General features: G+C 63.5%; 17 protein-coding genes. 13 read left to right on the top strand and 4 right to left on the bottom strand.

What is annotated here, in order from left to right:
* Positions 1-42: 42 nt before the first annotated feature.
* The 4 genes from ruvX to gshB form a co-directional block, all read right to left on the bottom strand.
* Positions 43-480 (bottom strand): Holliday junction resolvase RuvX, encoded by a 438-nt coding sequence (gene ruvX, locus OQ248_RS12595; protein WP_119427542.1) that lies wholly within the window; start codon positions 478-480, stop codon positions 43-45.
* The gene (locus OQ248_RS12600) at positions 480-1,052 is read right to left on the bottom strand and encodes a YqgE/AlgH family protein (protein WP_134828394.1); all 573 of its coding nucleotides are present in this window, start codon (positions 1,050-1,052) and stop codon (positions 480-482) included. The genes ruvX and OQ248_RS12600 overlap by 1 nt, the downstream gene beginning before the upstream one ends.
* A gap of 59 nt (positions 1,053-1,111) precedes the next feature.
* Positions 1,112-2,011, bottom strand: coding sequence for an energy transducer TonB (locus OQ248_RS12605; RefSeq protein WP_265812990.1), 900 nt, complete (start codon positions 2,009-2,011; stop codon positions 1,112-1,114).
* Between the two features lie 107 nt (positions 2,012-2,118).
* Positions 2,119-3,069, bottom strand: a complete 951-nt coding sequence (gshB, locus tag OQ248_RS12610) for a glutathione synthase (protein ID WP_265812991.1) — start codon at positions 3,067-3,069, stop codon at positions 2,119-2,121.
* Between the two features lie 225 nt (positions 3,070-3,294).
* Between gshB and pilG the strand changes: the two genes are divergently transcribed.
* The 13 genes from pilG (at position 3,295) to mdcH (ending at position 19,470) form a co-directional block, all read left to right on the top strand.
* Complete coding sequence (gene pilG, locus OQ248_RS12615; RefSeq protein WP_085709083.1) at positions 3,295-3,699, top strand: twitching motility response regulator PilG; 405 nt, start codon at positions 3,295-3,297, stop codon at positions 3,697-3,699.
* A gap of 61 nt (positions 3,700-3,760) precedes the next feature.
* Positions 3,761-4,126 carry a twitching motility response regulator PilH gene (gene pilH / locus OQ248_RS12620; RefSeq protein ID WP_011336365.1) on the top strand — a complete coding sequence of 122 codons (366 nt, stop codon included), beginning with the start codon at positions 3,761-3,763 and terminating at the stop codon, positions 4,124-4,126.
* A gap of 10 nt (positions 4,127-4,136) precedes the next feature.
* On the top strand, positions 4,137-4,676 hold the full coding sequence (locus OQ248_RS12625) for a chemotaxis protein CheW (protein WP_085709084.1): 540 nt from the start codon (positions 4,137-4,139) through the stop codon (positions 4,674-4,676).
* Between the two features lie 13 nt (positions 4,677-4,689).
* Positions 4,690-6,750, top strand: a complete 2,061-nt coding sequence (locus OQ248_RS12630) for a methyl-accepting chemotaxis protein (protein WP_265812992.1) — start codon at positions 4,690-4,692, stop codon at positions 6,748-6,750.
* 35 nt (positions 6,751-6,785) lie between these two features.
* Positions 6,786-12,698, top strand: a complete 5,913-nt coding sequence (locus OQ248_RS12635; RefSeq protein WP_265812993.1) for an Hpt domain-containing protein — start codon at positions 6,786-6,788, stop codon at positions 12,696-12,698.
* Positions 12,691-13,158, top strand: a complete 468-nt coding sequence (locus OQ248_RS12640; protein WP_265812994.1) for a chemotaxis protein CheW — start codon at positions 12,691-12,693, stop codon at positions 13,156-13,158. Before OQ248_RS12635 ends, OQ248_RS12640 begins: the two co-directional genes overlap by 8 nt.
* 313 nt (positions 13,159-13,471) lie before the next feature.
* Entirely contained in the window at positions 13,472-15,142 is a 1,671-nt protein-coding gene (gene mdcA / locus OQ248_RS12645; protein WP_265812995.1) for a malonate decarboxylase subunit alpha, read from the top strand.
* Complete coding sequence (locus OQ248_RS12650; protein WP_265812996.1) at positions 15,142-16,014, top strand: triphosphoribosyl-dephospho-CoA synthase; 873 nt, start codon at positions 15,142-15,144, stop codon at positions 16,012-16,014. Before mdcA ends, OQ248_RS12650 begins: the two co-directional genes overlap by 1 nt.
* Complete coding sequence (locus OQ248_RS12655; RefSeq protein WP_003229075.1) at positions 16,014-16,313, top strand: malonate decarboxylase subunit delta; 300 nt, start codon at positions 16,014-16,016, stop codon at positions 16,311-16,313. The genes OQ248_RS12650 and OQ248_RS12655 overlap by 1 nt, the downstream gene beginning before the upstream one ends.
* On the top strand, positions 16,306-17,157 hold the full coding sequence (locus OQ248_RS12660) for a biotin-independent malonate decarboxylase subunit beta (RefSeq protein ID WP_265812997.1): 852 nt from the start codon (positions 16,306-16,308) through the stop codon (positions 17,155-17,157). The genes OQ248_RS12655 and OQ248_RS12660 overlap by 8 nt, the downstream gene beginning before the upstream one ends.
* Complete coding sequence (mdcE, locus tag OQ248_RS12665; RefSeq protein ID WP_265812998.1) at positions 17,154-17,939, top strand: biotin-independent malonate decarboxylase subunit gamma; 786 nt, start codon at positions 17,154-17,156, stop codon at positions 17,937-17,939. The genes OQ248_RS12660 and mdcE overlap by 4 nt, the downstream gene beginning before the upstream one ends.
* Positions 17,933-18,553 carry a malonate decarboxylase holo-ACP synthase gene (locus OQ248_RS12670; RefSeq protein ID WP_265812999.1) on the top strand — a complete coding sequence of 207 codons (621 nt, stop codon included), beginning with the start codon at positions 17,933-17,935 and terminating at the stop codon, positions 18,551-18,553. Before mdcE ends, OQ248_RS12670 begins: the two co-directional genes overlap by 7 nt.
* The gene (gene mdcH, locus OQ248_RS12675) at positions 18,550-19,470 is read left to right on the top strand and encodes a malonate decarboxylase subunit epsilon (protein WP_265813000.1); all 921 of its coding nucleotides are present in this window, start codon (positions 18,550-18,552) and stop codon (positions 19,468-19,470) included. The genes OQ248_RS12670 and mdcH overlap by 4 nt, the downstream gene beginning before the upstream one ends.
* Positions 19,471-19,500: the final 30 nt, after the last annotated feature.

Raw genomic sequence — 19,500 nt, forward strand, 5'->3', positions numbered from 1 at the left:
GGGGCTCGGGTTGTAGCCAAAAGAAAAGCGCCGTAGCGCTTGTCAGGATTCAAACAGTGCGGTGTTTTCGTCGAGCCAGCCCTGCAGCAGCAGGGCGGCGGCGATGGCGTCCACCGGGTTGTCGCGGTAACTGCCTTTCTGCCCGCCGCGCACCAGTCGCTCGCCCTTGGCTTCGAAGGTCGTCAGGCGCTCGTCGTGGGTATAGAAGGGCAGGTTGTAGCGGCCGTTGAGGCGACGGGCGAATTTTTCGGCGCGCACGCACATCTCGCTGGGCGTGCCGTCCATGTTCAGCGGCAGGCCGACCACCACGGCGTCGGGTTTCCATTCCTTGATCAGGGCTTCGACCTGGTTCCAGTCCGGCACGCCGTTCTGTGCCTTCAAGGTGCACAGCTCGCGGGCCTGGCCGGTAATCACCTGGCCGACCGCCACGCCGATCTGTTTGGTGCCGTAGTCGAAGCCGAGGATCAGGCGCAGGGCCATCAGGCGTGCCCTGCCTGGCTGGTCAGCAGGTTGAGGTTGATCCCCAGGTGTTTGGCCGCCGCTTCCAGGCGCAGTTCGCTGCTGGTGTTGAACAGGATGTCGGCGTCGTACGGGCAGGTCAGCCAGGCGTTGTCGGCCATTTCAGCCTCCAGTTGCCCGGCTTCCCAGCCGGCGTAGCCGAGGGTGATCAGGCTTTTCGCTGGGCCCACGCCGTCAGCGATGGCGAACAGTACGTCTTGCGAGGTGGACAATGCGAGGTCGCCGTCCAGCTCGACGGTGGCCTGGAAGGTCTTGCCCGCCGGATGCAGGACAAAACCGCGATCGGTCTGCACCGGGCCGCCGATGAAGATCGGCACATGCTGGCACAGCGCTGGCGGATCGATGTCCGGGCGCAGTTGCTCGAGGATGTCGGCCAGATTCAGCTCTTGCGGTCGGTTGACCACCAGCCCCATGGCCCCATTGGCCGTGTGCTCGACGATGTAGGTCAAGGTGTGGGCAAAGTTCGGGTCGGCCATGTGTGGCATGGCGATCAGGAAGTGATGCTTGAGGTAGCTGGGGCTGACGTTTTTCATGTGCGGTAGTGTGGCGTTCGGGGGGCGAACTGACAAGCTGGAGCGGTCAAAAGATCGGCTCAGTTGCTGGACAGCCGGTCGCCCCGGGCGAATTTCCAGGTGCGGATGATTTCCAGTCGGTCGATGTCCGACAGGTCGCCGGTAAACGGTGCGAAAGGCGCGGCCAGCCGCACGATGCGCTGCGCCGCCTGATCCAGCAGCGGCTGGCCGGAGGATTCCAGCACCAGCACTTCATACAGTGAGCCGTCGCGGTTGATCGACACCATCAGACGCAAATTGCCGTAAATCTGCTGGCGACGGGCTTCTTCGGGGTAATTGAGGTTGCCGATGCGCTCGACCTTCTTGCGCCATTCGTCCTTGTACCAGGCGCCCTTGTCGCGCATGGTCGAGGCCGCGCTCAGGCGGTGAATGCGCGGGCGTTTGGCGTACAGCTGTTGTTCGTTGGCCAGTTCGGCTTCGAGGCTGGCGATGTCGCTGGAGAGCTGCGAGCTGTCGAAAGTCGGCGCATCGACCGTCGGTTTGGTCTCGGTCTTGGCTTCTTCTTTCTTGGTCGGCGCCTTTTTCGGTTTTGGCGCAACGGTGGTCACCGCTGCCTTGGGCGCGGCTTCCTGCACTTCCGGTTTGGCGGCCGGTGGCGGGGTGACTTTCTTGACCTGATTGTCCTGGAACGGCGCGACCTCGGTGGTTTTGGGGATCGCCTTCTTGTCGAGGGTGCCGCTGCCTTCCTGGTTTTCCTGGGCGAGGAAATCGGCCTTCTTGGGCTTGGTTTCGCTCTTGAAGGTGGCGAGGGTGATTTCCAGGGTTTTGCTGATCTGCTTGGGCTCGACCATGGTGAAACCCACGCCGAGCAGCAGCGCCAAATGGATCAACGCCGCGAGAAACAGGGTAAATCCGAGGCGATCGACCGGGCGCACGCCTTTATGGGCGAGTTCAGCGGGCAGATCGGACGGAAGTGTCATGACAAGAAAACCAACATCGCGTTTTTCACAGGCCGCGCATGATAACGCAATGTTGGTTTCACGCCTTGGGCTTCAAGCATCAAGCGACAGGCTGCATGTGACACACATCAACCTTGCAGCTTTTTCTCGATGGCATCCATCAGCATCCCGCCGATGTCGGTGCCGAAGGCATTGTCGATCTCGCGGATGCAGGTCGGGCTGGTGACGTTGATTTCGGTCAGGTGTTCACCGATCACGTCGAGGCCGACGAACAGCAGGCCTTTCGCGCGCAAGGTCGGGCCGACCTGAGCGGCGATCCAGCGATCCTTGTCGGTCAGCGGACGGGCCTCGCCACGGCCACCGGCCGCGAGGTTGCCACGGGTTTCGCCCTGGGCCGGAATCCGCGCCAGGCAGTAATCCACTGGCTCGCCGTCGATCATCAGGATGCGCTTGTCGCCGTCCTTGATTGCCGGCAGGTAGGCCTGGCCCATGATCTGCTGGGTGCCGAGGGCGGTCAGGGTTTCCAGAATCACCGACAGGTTCGGATCGCCGACGCGGTGACGGAAGATCGAAGTACCGCCCATGCCGTCCAGCGGCTTGAGGATCACATCGCCATGTTTGGCGGCGAATTCACGCAGCACGTCGGCGCGGCGGCTGACCACGGTCGGCGGCGTGCACTGCGGGAACAGGGTGGCGAACAGCTTTTCGTTGCAGTCGCGCAGGCTCTGCGGCTTGTTGACCACCAGTACGCCGGCGGCTTCGGCCTGTTCGAGCAGGTAGGTGGAGTAGACGAACTCCATGTCGAACGGCGGATCCTTGCGCATCAGGATCACGTTCAGGTCGCTCAGCAGGGAATCCTGTTCGGCGCCCAGTTCGAACCATTTTTCCGGGTTGGCGAAGACTTTCAGCGGCTTCATCCGTGCCCGTGCCTGACCTTCACCTTGATAAAGGTCTTTCTGTTCCATGTAGAACAGTTCCCAGCCGCGCTTCTGCGCCGCCAGCAGCATGGCCAGCGAGCTATCCTTTTTATAGGAAATGCTGGCGATTGGGTCCATGACTATCCCGACGCGAACGCTCATTGGGTTTTCCTCGAAAATTGGCTACCGGATCGGTATGAAAAAAGTGCCGCCAGAGTGGCTCCGGGCGGGTTTTCGGTCAAGGAAAAACCCGTCGATAGATTGCGTCAGGAGACTGTGCTAAAAAGGCTGCCATATCGTGCTGGCCCTTAAGCATCAAGGGTTTCCGGCCATTACGCATCGCAAAACGGACAAATTGATTCGCAAAGGCGACGGTAGAGCCCCCTTATGGAACAGCAGTCCAGCGCCTTGAAGGTCATGGTGATCGACGACTCGAAAACGATTCGTCGCACCGCCGAGACCCTGTTGAAAAATGCAGGGTGCGAAGTCATCACGGCGATCGACGGTTTCGACGCCCTGGCGAAGATCGCCGACAACCACCCCGGGATCATTTTTGTCGACATCATGATGCCGCGTCTGGATGGTTATCAGACCTGCGCTTTAATCAAGAACAACAGTGCCTTCAAGGCGACGCCGGTGATCATGCTGTCGTCCCGCGACGGGCTGTTCGACAAGGCCAAGGGGCGGATTGTCGGTTCCGATCAATTTTTGACCAAGCCTTTCAGCAAGGAAGAACTGCTCGACGCGATTGCGGCCCATGTTCCGGGCTTTGCCGCTGATTTGCCGCAGTAAGACACGCACAGTGACGCTCGGCCAGCGGGCCCGGTGTCGACAAGAAAAAATGGGGAAGACCATGGCACGTATTCTGATCGTCGATGATTCGCCGACCGAAATGTACAAACTGACCGGCATGCTGGAAAAGCACGGCCACGAAGTGTTGAAAGCCGAAAACGGCGCCGACGGCGTGGCCCTCGCCCGTCAGGAAAAACCCGACGCGGTGCTGATGGACATCGTCATGCCCGGCCTCAACGGTTTCCAGGCGACCCGCCAACTGACCAAGGACGCTGAAACCAGCCACATCCCGGTCATCATCATCACCACCAAGGATCAGGAAACCGACAAGGTCTGGGGCACTCGCCAGGGCGCCAGGGATTACCTGACCAAACCGGTCGACGAAGACACGCTGATCAAGACCCTGAACAACGTGCTGGCCGGTTGATCGCGCCGCCATGAGCGAGTCGCTGACCGCGTTCGAACTGTTGTGGCAGATCGACCAGCGCTGTCGCCTGCTGGCGGCGGACCTGCCGTCGCAACCGGCGCGCCAGGATCGCTGGAGCGGCATCGGCTTTCGCCTCGGCGAGCACTGGTACGTCGCGCCCATGGGCGAGGTCAGCGAAGTGCTGCCCGAACCGCGTTTCACCCAGATGCCGGGGGTGAAGCCCTGGGTCAAGGGCGTCGCCAATCTGCGCGGGCGGTTGCTGCCGATCATGGACCTGTGCGGATTCTTCGGCCATGAGCTGTCACCGATGCGCAAGCAGCGGCGGGTATTGGTCGTGGAGCATCAGGACGTGTTTGCCGGTGTGCTGGTCGATGAGGTTTTCGGCTTGCAGCACTTCGAACAGGACAGCTTCGAACCCGTCTCGATCCGCAAGCGGCAAGGCTCCAAGGGCGAGTTCGTCAAAGGCTATTTCCGGCGCGAGCAGAACTGGCGAGTGTTCAGCCTGTTTGCGCTGGCGCAGTCACCGAGTTTCATGCACGTCGCGGTTTAACAGGCGAGGACCGATGATCAAAGCAAAAACCAGCAAGCCCGCAGAAGGCTCGCGCAGCCGCTCGCAGATCATCGTGCTGTTCATCGCGCTGATCGTGTTCATCATGCTGCTGTTCGCCAATTTCGCTTACCTCAACACCCAGGCCAACTACGACAAACAGTACATCGGCCACGCCGGCGAGCTGCGGGTGCTGTCGCAGCGGATCGCCAAGAACGCCACCGAAGCCGCCGCCGGCAAGGCCGCCGCGTTCAAGTTGCTGAGCGATGCGCGCAACGATTTCGCCCAGCGCTGGGGTTATCTGAAGAAGGGCGACCCGGCCACCGGACTGCCGCCGGCACCGTCCACCGTGCGCCCGGAAATGCGCGCCGTGCAGCTGGACTGGGAACGCCTGCTGAAAAACACTGACGCCATCCTGTCCAGCGAACAGACCGTGCTGTCCCTGCATCAGGTCGCCGCGACCCTGGCCGAAACCGTGCCGCAGTTGCAGATCGAATACGAAAAGGTCGTCGAGATTCTCCTGCAACGCGGTGCCCCGGCGGCGCAGGTGGCGATGGCCCAGCGTCAGTCGCTGCTGGCCGAGCGGATTCTCGGCGCGGTCAACACCGTGCTCTCCGGCGATGAAAACTCGCAACAGGCCGCCGATGCCTTCGGCCGTGACGCCACGCGCTTCGGTCAGGTGCTCAACGGCATGCTGCAAGGCAACCCGACACTCAAGATCAGCCAGGTCGAAGACCGTGATGCCCGTGCGCGCCTGAGCGAAATCGCCGAGCTGTTCCAGTTCGTCTCCGGTTCGGTGGATGAAATCCTCGAAACCTCGCCGGAGCTGTTCAAGGTCCGCGAGTCCGCCACCAACATCTTCAGCCTGTCGCAGACCTTGCTCGACGAAGCCTCGCACCTGGCCACAGGTTTCGAAAACCTCGCCGGCGGGCGCAGCACCGACACCATCGGCGGTTACGTGCTGGGCCTGCTGGCGCTGGCGTCGATCATCCTGATCGGCATGGTCATGGTCCGGGAAACCAACCGGCAATTGCAGGAAACCGCCGAGAAGAACGAACGCAACCAGAACGCGATCATGCGCCTGCTGGACGAAATCGAAGACCTCGCCGACGGCGACCTGACGGTGACCGCCTCGGTGACCGAAGACTTCACCGGAACCATCGCCGACTCGATCAACTATTCCGTCGACCAGTTGCGCGACCTGGTGGCGACCATCAACCTCACCGCCGGCCAGGTCGCCGCCGCCGTGCAGGAAACCCAGGCCACCGCCATGCACCTGGCCCAGGCCTCGGAGCATCAGGCCCAGCAGATTTCCGAAGCCTCGACGGCGATCAACGAGATGGCCCAGTCCATCGATCAGGTGTCGGCCAACGCTGCCGAATCCTCGGCGGTGGCCGAGCGTTCGGTGGAGATTGCCAACAAGGGCAACGAGGTGGTGCACAACACCATCCACGGCATGGACAACATTCGCGAACAGATCCAGGACACCGCCAAACGCATCAAGCGCCTGGGCGAGTCGTCCCAGGAAATCGGCGACATCGTCAGCCTGATCGACGACATTGCCGACCAGACCAACATCCTCGCCCTCAACGCGGCGATTCAGGCGTCGATGGCCGGTGACGCCGGCCGTGGCTTTGCCGTGGTGGCCGACGAAGTGCAACGGCTGGCCGAACGATCGTCCGCCGCGACCCGGCAGATCGAGACGCTGGTGCGGGCGATCCAGACCGACACCAACGAAGCCGTGATTTCCATGGAACAGACCACCACCGAAGTGGTGCGCGGCGCGCGGCTGGCGCAGGATGCCGGTGTGGCCCTGGAAGAAATCGAAGGCGTGTCCAAGACTCTCGCGGCGTTGATCCAGAGCATTTCCAACGCGGCGCAGCAGCAGACGTCGTCGGCTGGGCAGATTTCGCTGACGATGAACGTGATCCAGCAGATCACCTCGCAGACCTCGTCCGGCTCCACGGCCACCGCCGAAAGCATCGGCAACCTGACGAAAATGGCCAGCCAGTTGCGGCGTTCGGTGTCCGGTTTCACCTTGCCGGCGGCGGCAACACCCGCCACGGGCAAGGCGTGAAGCCTGCGGGCGAGATCATGTCGAGCGGAGCGGTTATGGGCGACCGGCACGACTACGTGGCCCTCGAATGGGTCAAGGGCGAAATTGCCGAAACGCTGAGGCAGGCGCATCAGGCCATCGAAGCCGTGCTCGACGATCCGCAGTCGGTGCCCGGGCTGGACGAGTGCCTGGCGTGCATCCATCAGGTCCACGGCAGTCTGCAGATGGTCGAGTTCTACGGCGCGGCCTTGCTCGCCGAAGAGATGGAGCATCTGGTCGAAGCCCTGCAGAACGACCGCGTCAGCCACCGCGACGAAGCCTTGCACCTGTTGTTGCAGGCCTTCGGCCAACTGCCGACCTACCTCGACCGCGTGCAAAGTGCACGCCGTGACTTGCCGCTGGTGGTGCTGCCGTTGATCAACGATTTGCGCAGCGCCCGGGGCGAAAGCCTGTTGTCCGAGACCAGCCTGTTCAGCCCGCAATTGCCGGAGCTACCGCCGCTGAGCCCGCAAGCGCTGACCATGCTGGAACCGGCCGATTTACCCAATGTGCTGCGCAAGTTGCGGCAGATGTTGCAGATGGCGTTGGTAGGCCTGCTCCGCGAACAGGACGACCAGACGCATCTTGGCTACCTGAGCAAAGTCTTCACCCGCCTCGAAGCCTTGAGCGGCGATGCACCCTTGAGTCCCTTGTGGCAGGTCGCCTCGGCGCTGGTCGAAGGCATGCGCGAAGGCCGGATCGCCAACAGCCCGGCCCTGCGCAGCCTGTTCAAGGACGCCGACAAGGAACTCAAGCGCCTGCTCGAACAAGGCATGGCCGGCCTCAACCAGCCACCGCCGCCCGAGCTGTTCAAAAGCCTGTTGTTCTACATTGCCAAAGCCGAACATCCCACCGGGCAGATGCTGACCATGAAAGATCGCTACTCTCTGGACGACGCGTTGCCCGACAGCGCGATGGTCGACGAAGAACGCGCACGCCTGGCCGGCCCCGACCGCGATGCCATGCGCTCGGTGCTCGCGGCGTTGTGCGAAGAGCTGGTGCGGGTCAAGGAACGCCTCGACCTGTTCGTGCGCAGCGACCGCCAGCACACCTCGGATCTGGACAGCCTGCTGGCGCCGTTGCGGCAGATCGCCGACACCCTCGCGGTGCTCGGCTTCGGCCAGCCGCGCAAGGTCATCATCGATCAACTGGCGGTGGTGCTCAGCCTCGCTCAGGGCCAGCGCGAACCGAACGACGCCACGCTGATGGATGTCGCCGGCGCCTTGCTTTACGTCGAAGCGACCCTGGCCGGGATGGTCGGCACGGTGGAACCGGAGAGCCCGGAAGACTCGCGCCTGCCCACCACCGACCTGACGCAGATCCACCAGATCGTGATCAAGGAAGCACGTATCTGCCTGCAACAGGCCAAGGACATGATCGTCGACTACATCGACGCCGACTGGGATCGCCAGCAGCTGCAACCCTTACCGGCGCTGCTGACCCAGGTGCGTGGCGCGCTGGCGATGATTCCGTTGACCCGTGCGGCGAGCCTGCTGGAAGCCTGCAACGGCTTCATCCGCGAGCACCTGCTGCTCGATCCCCACGAGCCGGGCTGGCAGCAGCTGGACAACCTCGCCGATGTCATCACCAGTCTCGAGTATTACCTCGAACGCCTGACCGATGACCCGCAGGCACCGAGCGAGCAATTGCTGGATGTCGCGCAGAAGAGCCTGGCCCGTCTCGGCTACTTTCCTGACGAGCCGCCCAGCGAACAGCATGTGCCCGTGCTCGAGGATGTGCTCAGCCCCGGCGAAGCGCTGGTCATGCAGGACCTGCAGGAACTCGATGACCCGCAAATCGCCCAGTCGCTGGCCGATGTGCTGGCCAGCCCGGTGTCGGCGGTCAACCCGCCCGCGTTGACCACGCCCGGCAGTCTGCTGCCACCGCCCGCCGATGAAGAGCCGGTGGACGACGAGTTGCGTGAAGTGTTCCTCGAAGAGACCGAGGAAGTGCTCGATGTCCTGCGCGACTACCTGCCGCGCTGGACCGCCGATCCGCAGGACCGCGCAGCCCTGAGCGAACTGCGTCGCGCCTTTCACACCCTGAAAGGCAGCGGACGCATGGTCCGTGCGCTGGTGCTCGGCGAACTGGCCTGGGCGGTGGAAAACCTGCTCAATCGTGTGCTGGAGCACAGCGTCGAACCGTCGCCGGCGGTGCAGCAATTGCTGGCCGATACGCTGCTGTTGCTGCCGGACCTGATCGCCGAGTTCGCCATCAATGGTCAGCGTCAGCGTCAGGATGTCGATCACCTCGCGGCCCGGGCCCACGCCCTGGCCAAGGGCGACACGCCACTGCCGGCCGAAGACGTGGAAGACGTCGCGGCGCTCGATCCGTTGTTGCTGGAGATTTTCCGCAACGAAGCCGAAACCCACCTCGCCAGCCTCAACCGCTTCCTCGATCAGGCCGCCGAACACGTGCCATTGCAGGCCAGTGACGAACTGCAACGTGCGCTGCACACCCTCAAGGGCAGTGCGTCGATGGCCGGCGTATTGCCGATCGCCGAACTGGCGGCGCCATTGGACAAACTGGCCCGGGAGTTCAAGGCCCATCAACTGGCGCTGGACCTGGACGAAGTGGAGTTGCTGCTGGAAGCCGAAGGCCTGTTTCGCGTCGGTCTGCGTCAGCTCAAGCACGACCCGCTGGCACCGATTGTCGGTGCGCAGTCGCTGATCAAACGCACCGAAACCCTGCTGAGCGAACGCCTCGAATCCATCCTCAACGCACCGAGCAGTGCCCTGCGGGTCAAGCGCGATCCGCAACTGATCAACAACTTCCTGGCTCAGGGCATGGACATCCTGCTCGACGCCGAAAACCTCTTGCAGCGCTGGCAACAGCATCCCGGCGAACGCCAGGAACTCAGTGCGCTGCTGGATGAACTGACGACCCTTGGCGAGGCCGCGCACCTGGCGGATCTGCTGCCGGTGGATGTGTTGTGCGAAGCCTTGCTGGATCTGTATGGCGCGGTGGAAGAAAGCAGCCTCGCGGTCAGTGAGCGGTTTTTCCATGAGGCGCAGCAGGCCCACGAAGCGCTGATCAACATGCTCGACGAACTGGCCGCCGGCCAGGAAATCACCCCGCAACCCCAGCGCATCCGTGCGCTGCACGAACTGCTCGACGAAGGCCTCGACCCGTCGGCCATGGGCCTGATCCGCAGCGACGGCAGCCGGACCCTGAGCATTTCCGAACTGGGCAGCGCCACTGCCGAGCTGCAAAAAAGCACCGGAATCGGCGCGGATGACGAGATCGTCGAGATCTTCCTCGAAGAGGCGGTGGACATTCTCGACAGCGCCGGACAAGCCTTGCAGCGCTGGTTGAACGACCCGGAAAACGGCGCGCCGCTGTCGTCGCTGCAACGGGACCTGCACACCCTCAAGGGCGGTGCGCGGATGGCCGAGGTCGAGGCGGTCGGCGACCTGGCCCAGGAGCTGGAGAACCTTTACGAAGGTCTGGTGGATCGCCGCTACAACCACAGCGACGCACTGGACCGACTGTTGCTGCAAAGCCATGAGCGCCTGGCGTTGTACCTCGATCAACTGCATGATCATCAACCGCTGAAACCGGCGCCGGACCTGATCGACGCGATCCGCCAGTTCCGTCAGGGCCAGGCCGGCAGTCCCGAGACGCCGCCGGAGGCCGCCAGCCATGATGGCGCCGGACACGACCCGGAGCTGCTGGAAATCTTCCTTGAAGAAGGTTTCGACATCATCGAAAACTCCGGCGCCGCGCTGCTGCGCTGGCAGGCCGAACCTGGCAACCGCCAGGAAGTGGAAACCCTGCTGCGCGATCTGCACACCCTCAAGGGCGGCGCGCGGATGGTGGAAATCGGCCCCATCGGCGACCTCGCCCATGAGCTCGAATACCTTTACGAAAGCCTGTCCTCCGGCACCCTGCAAAGTAGCGCCGAACTGTTTGCCCTGTTGCAGCGCGGCCATGACCGGTTGGCGCAGATGCTCGATGCGGTGCGCGCCGGCCAGTCATGCCCGCCGGCGGATCGGCTGATCGGCGCGATCCAGAATTTCAGCCACCCGGTGGCGGTGGAAACGCCTGCGCCGATATTGCCGGTGCCCTTGAAGACCGAACCCGCCGCGCCCGCTGCCGAGGCCGGCGCGGACATGGTCAAGGTTTCCGCCGAGCTGCTCGATGAACTGGTCAACCTTGCCGGCGAAACCTCGATTTTCCGTGGCCGTATCGAACAGCAGGTCAGCGATGCGCAGACCGCGCTGAACGAAATGGAAACCACCATCGAGCGCATGCGCGACCAGTTGCGCCGGCTCGACACCGAAACCCAGGGGCGGATTCTCAGCCGCCAGCAAGTGGACGCCGAACGCCTGGGCTATGAAGAATTCGATCCGCTGGAAATGGATCGCCATTCGCAGTTGCAGCAGTTGTCCCGGGCGCTGTTCGAATCCGCCTCCGACCTGCTCGACCTCAAGGAAACCCTCGACCGGCGCACCCATGACGCCGAGAACCTGCTGCAACAGCAAGGCCGGATCAACACCGAATTGCAGGAAGGCCTGATGCGCACGCGCATGGTGCCGTTCGAGCGCATGTTGCCGCGACTCAAGCGCATCGTCCGTCAGGTGGCCGAAGAGCTGAACAAGGACGTGGCGTTCACCGTCGGCAACGCTGAAGGCGAGATGGATCGCAACGTTCTCGAACGCATGGCGGCGCCGCTGGAGCACATGCTGCGCAACGCCGTCGACCATGGTCTGGAACCGGCCGACGTGCGAATGGCGGCGGGCAAACCGGCCCAAGGACAGATAAGCCTCGACCTGTCCCGCGAGGGCGGTGACATCGTTTTCGACATCCGCGATGACGGTGCCGGCGTGCCGCTGGACGCGGTGCGACGCAAGGCGATCAAGCGCGGCCTGCTGGCGCCGAATGCGGAAATCAGCGACCGCGAAGTGTTGCAGTTCATCCTCCAGCCCGGTTTCTCCACCGCCGAGAAAATCACCCAGATTTCCGGACGTGGCGTGGGCATGGACGTGGTGCACGAAGAAGTGCGGCAACTGGGCGGCACCATGAGCATCGATTCGGTGCCGGGGCAGGGCGTGCATTTCCGTATTCGCCTGCCGTTCACCGTGTCGGTCAACCGGGCGCTGATGGTGCAGTGCGGCGAGGATCAGTACGCGATTCCGCTGAACACCATCGACGGCATCGTTCGCGTCTTGCCGAATGAACTCGACGGGCATTTCCGTCACGATCCGCCGCGCTACGAGTACGGCGGCCAGCGATATGAACTGTGCTATCTGGGCGAGCTGCTGAAAACCGCGCCACGGCCGAAACTGCTCGGCCAGAGCCTGCCGCTGCCGGTGCTGCTGGTGCAGTGCAACGACCGGCACATCGCGGTGCAGGTCGACGCCATGGCGGGCACCCGGGAAATCGTAGTGAAGAGCCTCGGCCCGCAGTTCGCGGCGGTGCAGGGCGTGTCCGGGGCGACGATCCTCGGCGATGGACGGGTGGTGCTGATCCTCGATCTGCTGGCGCCGATCCGCGCGATGCAGGCGCGGTTGCCGCAGCGTCCGGCCGGTCACGAAATCGAGAGCGAACCGCAGAAGCCGCTGCTGGTGCTGGTGGTCGACGACTCGGTCACCGTGCGCAAGGTCACCAGCCGTCTGCTCGAACGCCACGGCATGAACGTGCTGACCGCCAAGGACGGGGTCGATGCGATGTTGCTGCTGGAGGAACACATGCCGGACCTGATGTTGCTCGACATCGAAATGCCGCGCATGGACGGCTTCGAAGTGGCGACCCAGGTGCGCCACGATGAACGCCTGCAACACCTGCCGATCATCATGATCACCTCGCGCACCGGGCAGAAACACCGCGACCGCGCCATGGCCATCGGCGTCAACGACTACCTCGGCAAGCCGTACCAGGAATCGGTGCTGCTCGAAAGCATTGCCCTGTGGAGCAAAAAACATGCATGAGCGGCGTCATAACCAGCGCAGCAGCCAGCTCACCGGGCTGTTGCTGCCGCTGGCCGACCGGAATCTGATCCTGCCCAACGTCGCCGTCGCCGAGCTGATCGACTACCAGTCCAGCGCTTTCGACCTCGATACACCGCCGTGGTATCTGGGCCGGGTGACCTGGCGCGAGCGGCAGATTCCGCTGCTGAGTTTCGAGTCGGCGTGCGGCAACAAGATCGTCATCGGCGAACGGGCCCGGATCGTCATCCTCAATGCCCTCGGCGGATTGCCGACGCTGCGCTTCATTGCCTTGCTGGTGCAGGGGATTCCGCGCTCGTACAAGCTCGACAGCCAATTGAGTTATGTCGACGTGCCGCTGTGTGCGCTGGAGCAGGCGGCGGTGCAGGTGGGGGAGCAGGTGGCGAAGGTGCCGGATCTGTTGGCGCTGGAGGGATTGTTGGTGGATGCGGGGCTGGTTTGATTTTCGCTTGAATTTTGCGTTGTCCTTCCCCCCTCACCCCAGCCCTCTCCCCCAGGAGAGGGAGCCGACCGAGGTGTCTTGCATAATCCATCGACCTGAAAAAACCAGTCGATTATGGATTCACTGCAACACGTTCAGGTCGGTGCAGCTATCGAACATTCCCGGATCAGTCCCCTCTCCCTCCGGGAGAGGGCTAGGGTGAGGGCGCTCTTGATCGTTACTCCAGGCGTAACGATCACGCACCGCGCTTGATTGATGCCCCCACCCGACACTCCTAAGGTAGCTCCACGACAGCGAACCCCGTGGAGTGAGCATGACAACAACAATTTCCCCCGACTCGCGCTGGACGCGGCGGCGCGACGAGAAGCAGCGGCGCCTCGACAAGGTGCGCGGGCTGGCCGACGGTGCGGTGTTGCCCACCGACAGGATCGTCGCGGCGCTTGAGGCGCTGATCCTGCCCGGCGACCGTGTGGTGCTGGAGGGCAACAACCAGAAGCAGGCGGATTTTCTTTCCCGTGCTTTGGCCAAGGCCGATCCTGAAAAGCTCCACGACCTGCACATGATCATGCCCAGTGTCGGTCGCTCCGAGCATCTGGACCTGTTCGAACGCGGCATCGCCCGCAAGCTCGATTTCTCCTTTGCCGGCACCCAGAGCCTGCGCATCAGCCAGTTGCTCGAAGACGGCTTGCTGGAAGTCGGCGCGATCCACACCTACATCGAACTCTACGCCCGGCTGGTGGTGGATCTGATCCCCAACGTCGTGCTTTCGGCCGGGTTCATGGCCGATCGGGCCGGCAATATCTACACCGGCCCGAGCACCGAAGACACCCCGGCGCTGATCGAACCAGCGGCGTTCAGCGACGGCATCGTCATCGTCCAGGTCAACCAACTGGTGGACGACGTCAGCGAACTGCCCCGCGTGGACATTCCCGCGTCGTGGGTGGATTTCGTGGTGGTGGCGGACAAGCCGTTCTACATCGAACCGCTGTTCACCCGCGACCCTCGGCACATCAAGCCTGTGCATGTGCTGATGGCGATGATGGCGATCCGCGGGATCTACGAAAAACACAACGTGCAGTCGCTGAACCACGGCATCGGTTTCAACACCGCCGCCATCGAACTGATCCTGCCGACCTACGGCGAATCCCTCGGCCTCAAGGGCAAGATCTGCCGCAACTGGACCCTCAACCCGCACCCGACTTTGATCCCGGCGATTGAAAGCGGCTGGGTCGAAAGCGTGCATTGCTTCGGCACCGAGCTGGGCATGGAAAACTACATCGCCGCCCGTCCCGACGTGTTCTTCACCGGCCGCGATGGCTCGCTGCGTTCCAACCGGATGTTCTGCCAACTGGCCGGGCAATACGCGGTGGATCTGTTTATCGGCGCAACGTTGCAAGTCGATGGCGATGGCCATTCTTCAACCGTGACCCGTGGGCGCCTTGCCGGTTTCGGTGGCGCACCGAACATGGGCCACGATCCGCGCGGCCGGCGTCACGGCACCCCGGCGTGGCTCGACATGCGTCATGACGATTCGCAGCAACCGATGCTCGAACGCGGCAAGAAACTCGTGGTGCAAATGGTCGGGACCTTCCAGGAGGGCGGCAAACCGACCTTCGTTGAAACCCTCGACGCGGTAGATGTGGCGAAGAAAAGTGGCATGCCGCTGGCACCGATCATGATCTACGGCGACGACGTCACCCACCTGCTCACCGAAGAAGGCATCGCCTACCTGTACAAGGCGCGCTCGCTGGAAGAGCGTCAGGCGATGATCGCCGCCGTTGCGGGTGTCACCGCCATCGGTCTGCGCCACAACTCGAAAGATACCGAACGCATGCGCCGCGAAGGGCTGATCGCCTTGCCCGAAGACCTCGGCATCCGCCGCACCGACGCCACCCGCGAACTGCTCGCGGCGAAAAGCGTGGCCGATCTGGTCGAGTGGTCCGGCGGCCTCTACAACCCGCCCGCCAAATTCAGGAGCTGGTAATGCACGCACTCAACCTGAAAGCGAAACCTGTTTCCTTGGCTGACCGGTTAGCGGATCTGGCCGTGGACGCGCTGATCGACGAAGCCGACCTGTCGCCGAAACCGGCGCTGGTCGACCGTCGCGGCAACGGTGCGCACACCGATCTGCACCTGGGATTGATGCACGCCTCGGCGCTGGCGTTGTGGCCGGCGTTCAAGGAAATGGCCGAGGCCGCGCTTGAGTTCGGCGAGATCGGCTTGCCGCTGCGTGAAGCCATTGGCCGCATCGGCCGGGAAGGCGAGCAAGCGATGCTCGCCACCACCCACGGCGTGAACACCCATCGCGGTGCGATCTGGGCGCTGGGCCTGTTGGTTACGGCCGCGGCGCTGGACACGAAAACCACCAGCGCTGGCGCCGTTACCCTGCGCGCCGCACGTCTGGCGTTGCTCGATGACCGTCATGCACCGCGCCCGCTGAGTCACGGTGCGCAAGTCGCTCAACGCTACGGCGCTCGCGGTGCCCGGGAAGAAGCGCAGCTCGGCTTCCCGTCCGTGGTGCAGCGCGGACTGCCGCAGCTCAAGCGCAGCCGCGCCGCCGGCCATGGCGAACAGAACGCCCGGCTCGATGCCTTGCTGGCGATCATGACCGACCTTGCCGACACCTGCGTGCTGTACCGCGCCGGCGAACCGGGCCTGCACGCCATGCAGCACGGCGCGCGGGCGGTGCTCGACGCCGGTGGCAGCGCCAGCCTCACCGGTCGCCGTCGCTTGCAAGAACTGGATCAACAACTCATCGCATTGAATGCCTCGCCCGGTGGCGCCGCCGACTTGCTCGCCGCCACGCTGCTGCTCGACCGGATCGAGCGCGACGGCATCCTTCAGGGAGCGTTTTGATGGAAACCTTATCCTTTGAATTCCCCGCCGGGCAGCCGCCACGGGGTCGGGCGCTGGTCGGTTGTGTCGGCTCGGGCGATCTGGAAGTGCTGATCGAACCGGGCCTGGCCGGCAAGCTGACAATCAATGTGCAGACCTCGGTCAACGGCGCGCAGCAGCGCTGGCAGCATCTGTTTGCGCGGATGTTCGATGGCACCACACCGCCGGCGATGGCCATTGATATCCACGACTTCGGCGCGACCCCGGGCGTGGTGCGCCTGCGACTGGAACAAGGCTTCGAGGAGATCGGCCATGACTGACACCTCGGCACTTTTGCACAAACATTCATTCGTCGAACTCGGCGCACGGCAACGGGCGAAAGCCTTGCTCGACGCCGGCACCTTCCGCGAACTGCTCGATCCGTTCCAACGCGTCATGTCGCCATGGCTGGAGCGTCAGGGCGTGGTGCCGCAGGCCGATGACGGTGTGGTGATCGCCAAGGGCAATCTCGACGGTTTGCCGGTGGTGATCGCAGCGATCGAAGGCGCGTTTCAGGGCGGCAGCCTCGGTGAAGTCGGTGGCGCAAAAATCGCCGGCGCACTGGAACTGGCCGCCGAGGACAACCGCAAGGGCATCCCGACCCGCGCCATCCTGCTGCTGGAAACCGGCGGCGTGCGCTTGCAGGAAGCCAACCTCGGACTGGCGGCGATTGCCGACATCCACGCGGCGATTGTCGACTTGCAACAGTACCAACCGGTGGTCGGCGTGGTCGCCGGCAGCGTCGGTTGCTTTGGTGGGATGTCGATTGCCGCCGCGCTGTGCAGCTATTTGCTGGTGACCCAGGAAGCACGCCTCGGCCTGAACGGCCCGCAGGTGATCGAGCAGGAAGCCGGGATCGAGGAATACGACTCCCGCGACCGGCCGTTCATCTGGAGCCTGACCGGCGGCGAGCAACGTTTCGCCAGTGGTCTGGTGGACCGCTATGTCGCCGATGACGTGGCGCAGATTCGCCAGCAGGTCGGCGAGTTGCTGCAACAAGGCTTGCCGCTGCAACCGCGCAGTCAGCGGGCCGAGTGGTTCCTGCAACGGCTCGCGAGCCTGGACACTGACAAGCAAATCGAGCCTTCGGTGGTTCGCGATCTGTATCAAGGAGAGCGCTCATGAGCGGTTATTCCGTGCGCGGTTTGAACTGGTTCAACGCCCTGAGCGCTGGTGCGAATGCCGTTGAGGGTTTGCCGCCATCGTTGAAGGTCGCCGACGGTGAGCTCGGGCGTTTTATCGCCGTGGTCGCCGATCCGAAAAACCGTTTCCCTCGCGCTCGCAACGGCGAAGTCGGATTGCTCGAAGGCTGGGGTCTGGCCAAGGCTGTGGATGACGCGATCACCGCCGATCGTGACAAAACACAAAAGCGCCCACTGATCGCCATCGTCGATGTGCCGAGCCAGGCCTATGGCCGCCGCGAAGAAGCCCTCGGCATTCATCAGGCTCTGGCCGGTGCGGCGGACGCTTATGCCCGGGCTCGTCTGGCCGGGCATCCGGTGATTGCGCTGCTGGTGGGCAAGGCCATGTCCGGGGCGTTTCTGGCCCATGGTTATCAGGCCAACCGCTTGATCGCCCTGCGTGATCCGGGGGTGATGGTGCATGCGATGGGCAAGGCTTCGGCGGCGCGGGTGACCTTGCGCAGTGTCGAAGAACTGGAAGTGCTGGCGTCCAGCGTGCCGCCGATGGCTTATGACATCGACAGCTACGCCAGCCTCGGATTGCTCTGGGAAACCTTGTCGGTGCAACAGATCGAACAGCCGACAGCGGAGGATCTGGCGCGGGTCGGCGAATGCCTGAAGCAGGCCATCGGCGATATTGGCGCGACGGATTTGAGCAATCGCCTCGGCGCGAAAAACCGTGAAGCCTCCAGCCGCGTGCGTGAGCTGCTGAGGGCGCAGTGGTGAACAGCGTTCTCGCCCACGACCTGCTGTGGGGCATGACGCCTGCGCAGTTGCCGACGGATGCGCCGCAGTGGGCTATTGATTCGCTGGCTGCCGGGCAGCCGGTGGTGGTGCGGCGGGCGTTGAGTGAAGACGGGTTCGTGGCGGTGGGCGTGCGCGGTCGATTGCGCGAGCAGCGGCTGGCGGCGTTCATGCCTGTCGATTCGATTGCCTGTCGGGTCAGTCCGGAAGCGCTTTGTCAGGTCGAGAGCGAACGTGATCTGCCTGTCATGCAGGCGCTCCGGCAACTGCGGCCGGTGCTCGATGATTGTGGTTGGGTCTGGGGCATCAGCGGCAGTGCCGGGTTTGAACTGGCCAGCGGGTTTGCAGCAATGCACGAGGCCAGCGATCTCGATCTGATCCTGCGTACACCGCAACTCATCACCCGTAATCAGGCACGCAAACTGGTTGCGATTTTCGATCAGGCAATCTGCCGGGTCGACCTGCAATTGCAGACGCCATTCGGTGCCGTCGCCCTGCGCGAATGGGCCGGGAACGCTTCGCGGGTGCTGCTGAAAAACGCCCATGAAGCCTGTCTGGTGTCTGATCCGTGGAACCCGCAGGAGCAGGCAGCGTGAGCAGCCTGCTGGTGTTTCCCGGCCAGGGCGCGCAGCAACCCGGCATGCTCCAGCATCTGCGTCGGGAAACGCTGGTCGAGGCCAGCGATAGCCTCGGTGAGGATGTCTTGCGCCTGGATTCCAGCGAAGCGTTGCGCAGCACCCGGGCGGTTCAGCTTTGCTTGCTGATCGCCGGCGTCGCGGCCTCGCGGCAGTTGTTGCAGGACGGACTCACCGCCGATTACGTCGCCGGCCTGTCCATCGGAGCCTACCCGGCAGCGGTGGTCGCCGGCGCGTTGAGCTTCAGCGATGCGTTGCATCTGGTCAGCCTGCGCGGCGAGTTGATGCAGCAGGCTTATCCACAGAGCTTCGGCATGACCGCGATCATCGGTCTGCAATTATCCACAGTCGAAACGCTGCTGGCGCAGGTGCACGGCGCAGAAACACCGGTGTACCTGGCCAACATCAACGCCGATAACCAGGTGGTGATTTCCGGCAGTGACAAGGCGATGCACGCGGTCGCCGAGCTGGCCCGCAGTCGTGGCGCCGGGCTGGCAAAACGTCTGGCGGTCAGCGTGCCGTCGCACTGCCCATTGCTGGATGAGCCTGCGCAAACACTCGCAGAAGCGTTCAAAAAGGTAGAACTGAAAACACCCAAAATCGCTTACCTGAGCGGCAGTCGCGCAAGGCCTGTGACCAAGGTAGAAGCGCTGCGCGACGATCTCGCCTTCAACATGTGCCGCGTGGTGGACTGGCGCGGCACCGTGCAAAGCGCTTACGAACGCGGCGTACGTTTACAGATCGAACTGCCGCCCGGTGCGGTGCTGACCGGGCTGGCGCGCCGGGTGTTCGAACAGGGGACTGTCACTGCCTCCGACAGTGCCCGGCTCGACACCCTGCAGGCGCTGTTGCGTGAGGAGGGTAGCCGCCGACTCTAGACCGCCGCGACTCAGGCTTCGAACAACAAA

Origin of the sequence: Pseudomonas sp. COW5, from assembly GCF_026240005.1 — a bacterium.
GTDB classification, from domain to species: Bacteria; Pseudomonadota; Gammaproteobacteria; order Pseudomonadales; family Pseudomonadaceae; genus Aquipseudomonas; species Aquipseudomonas kribbensis.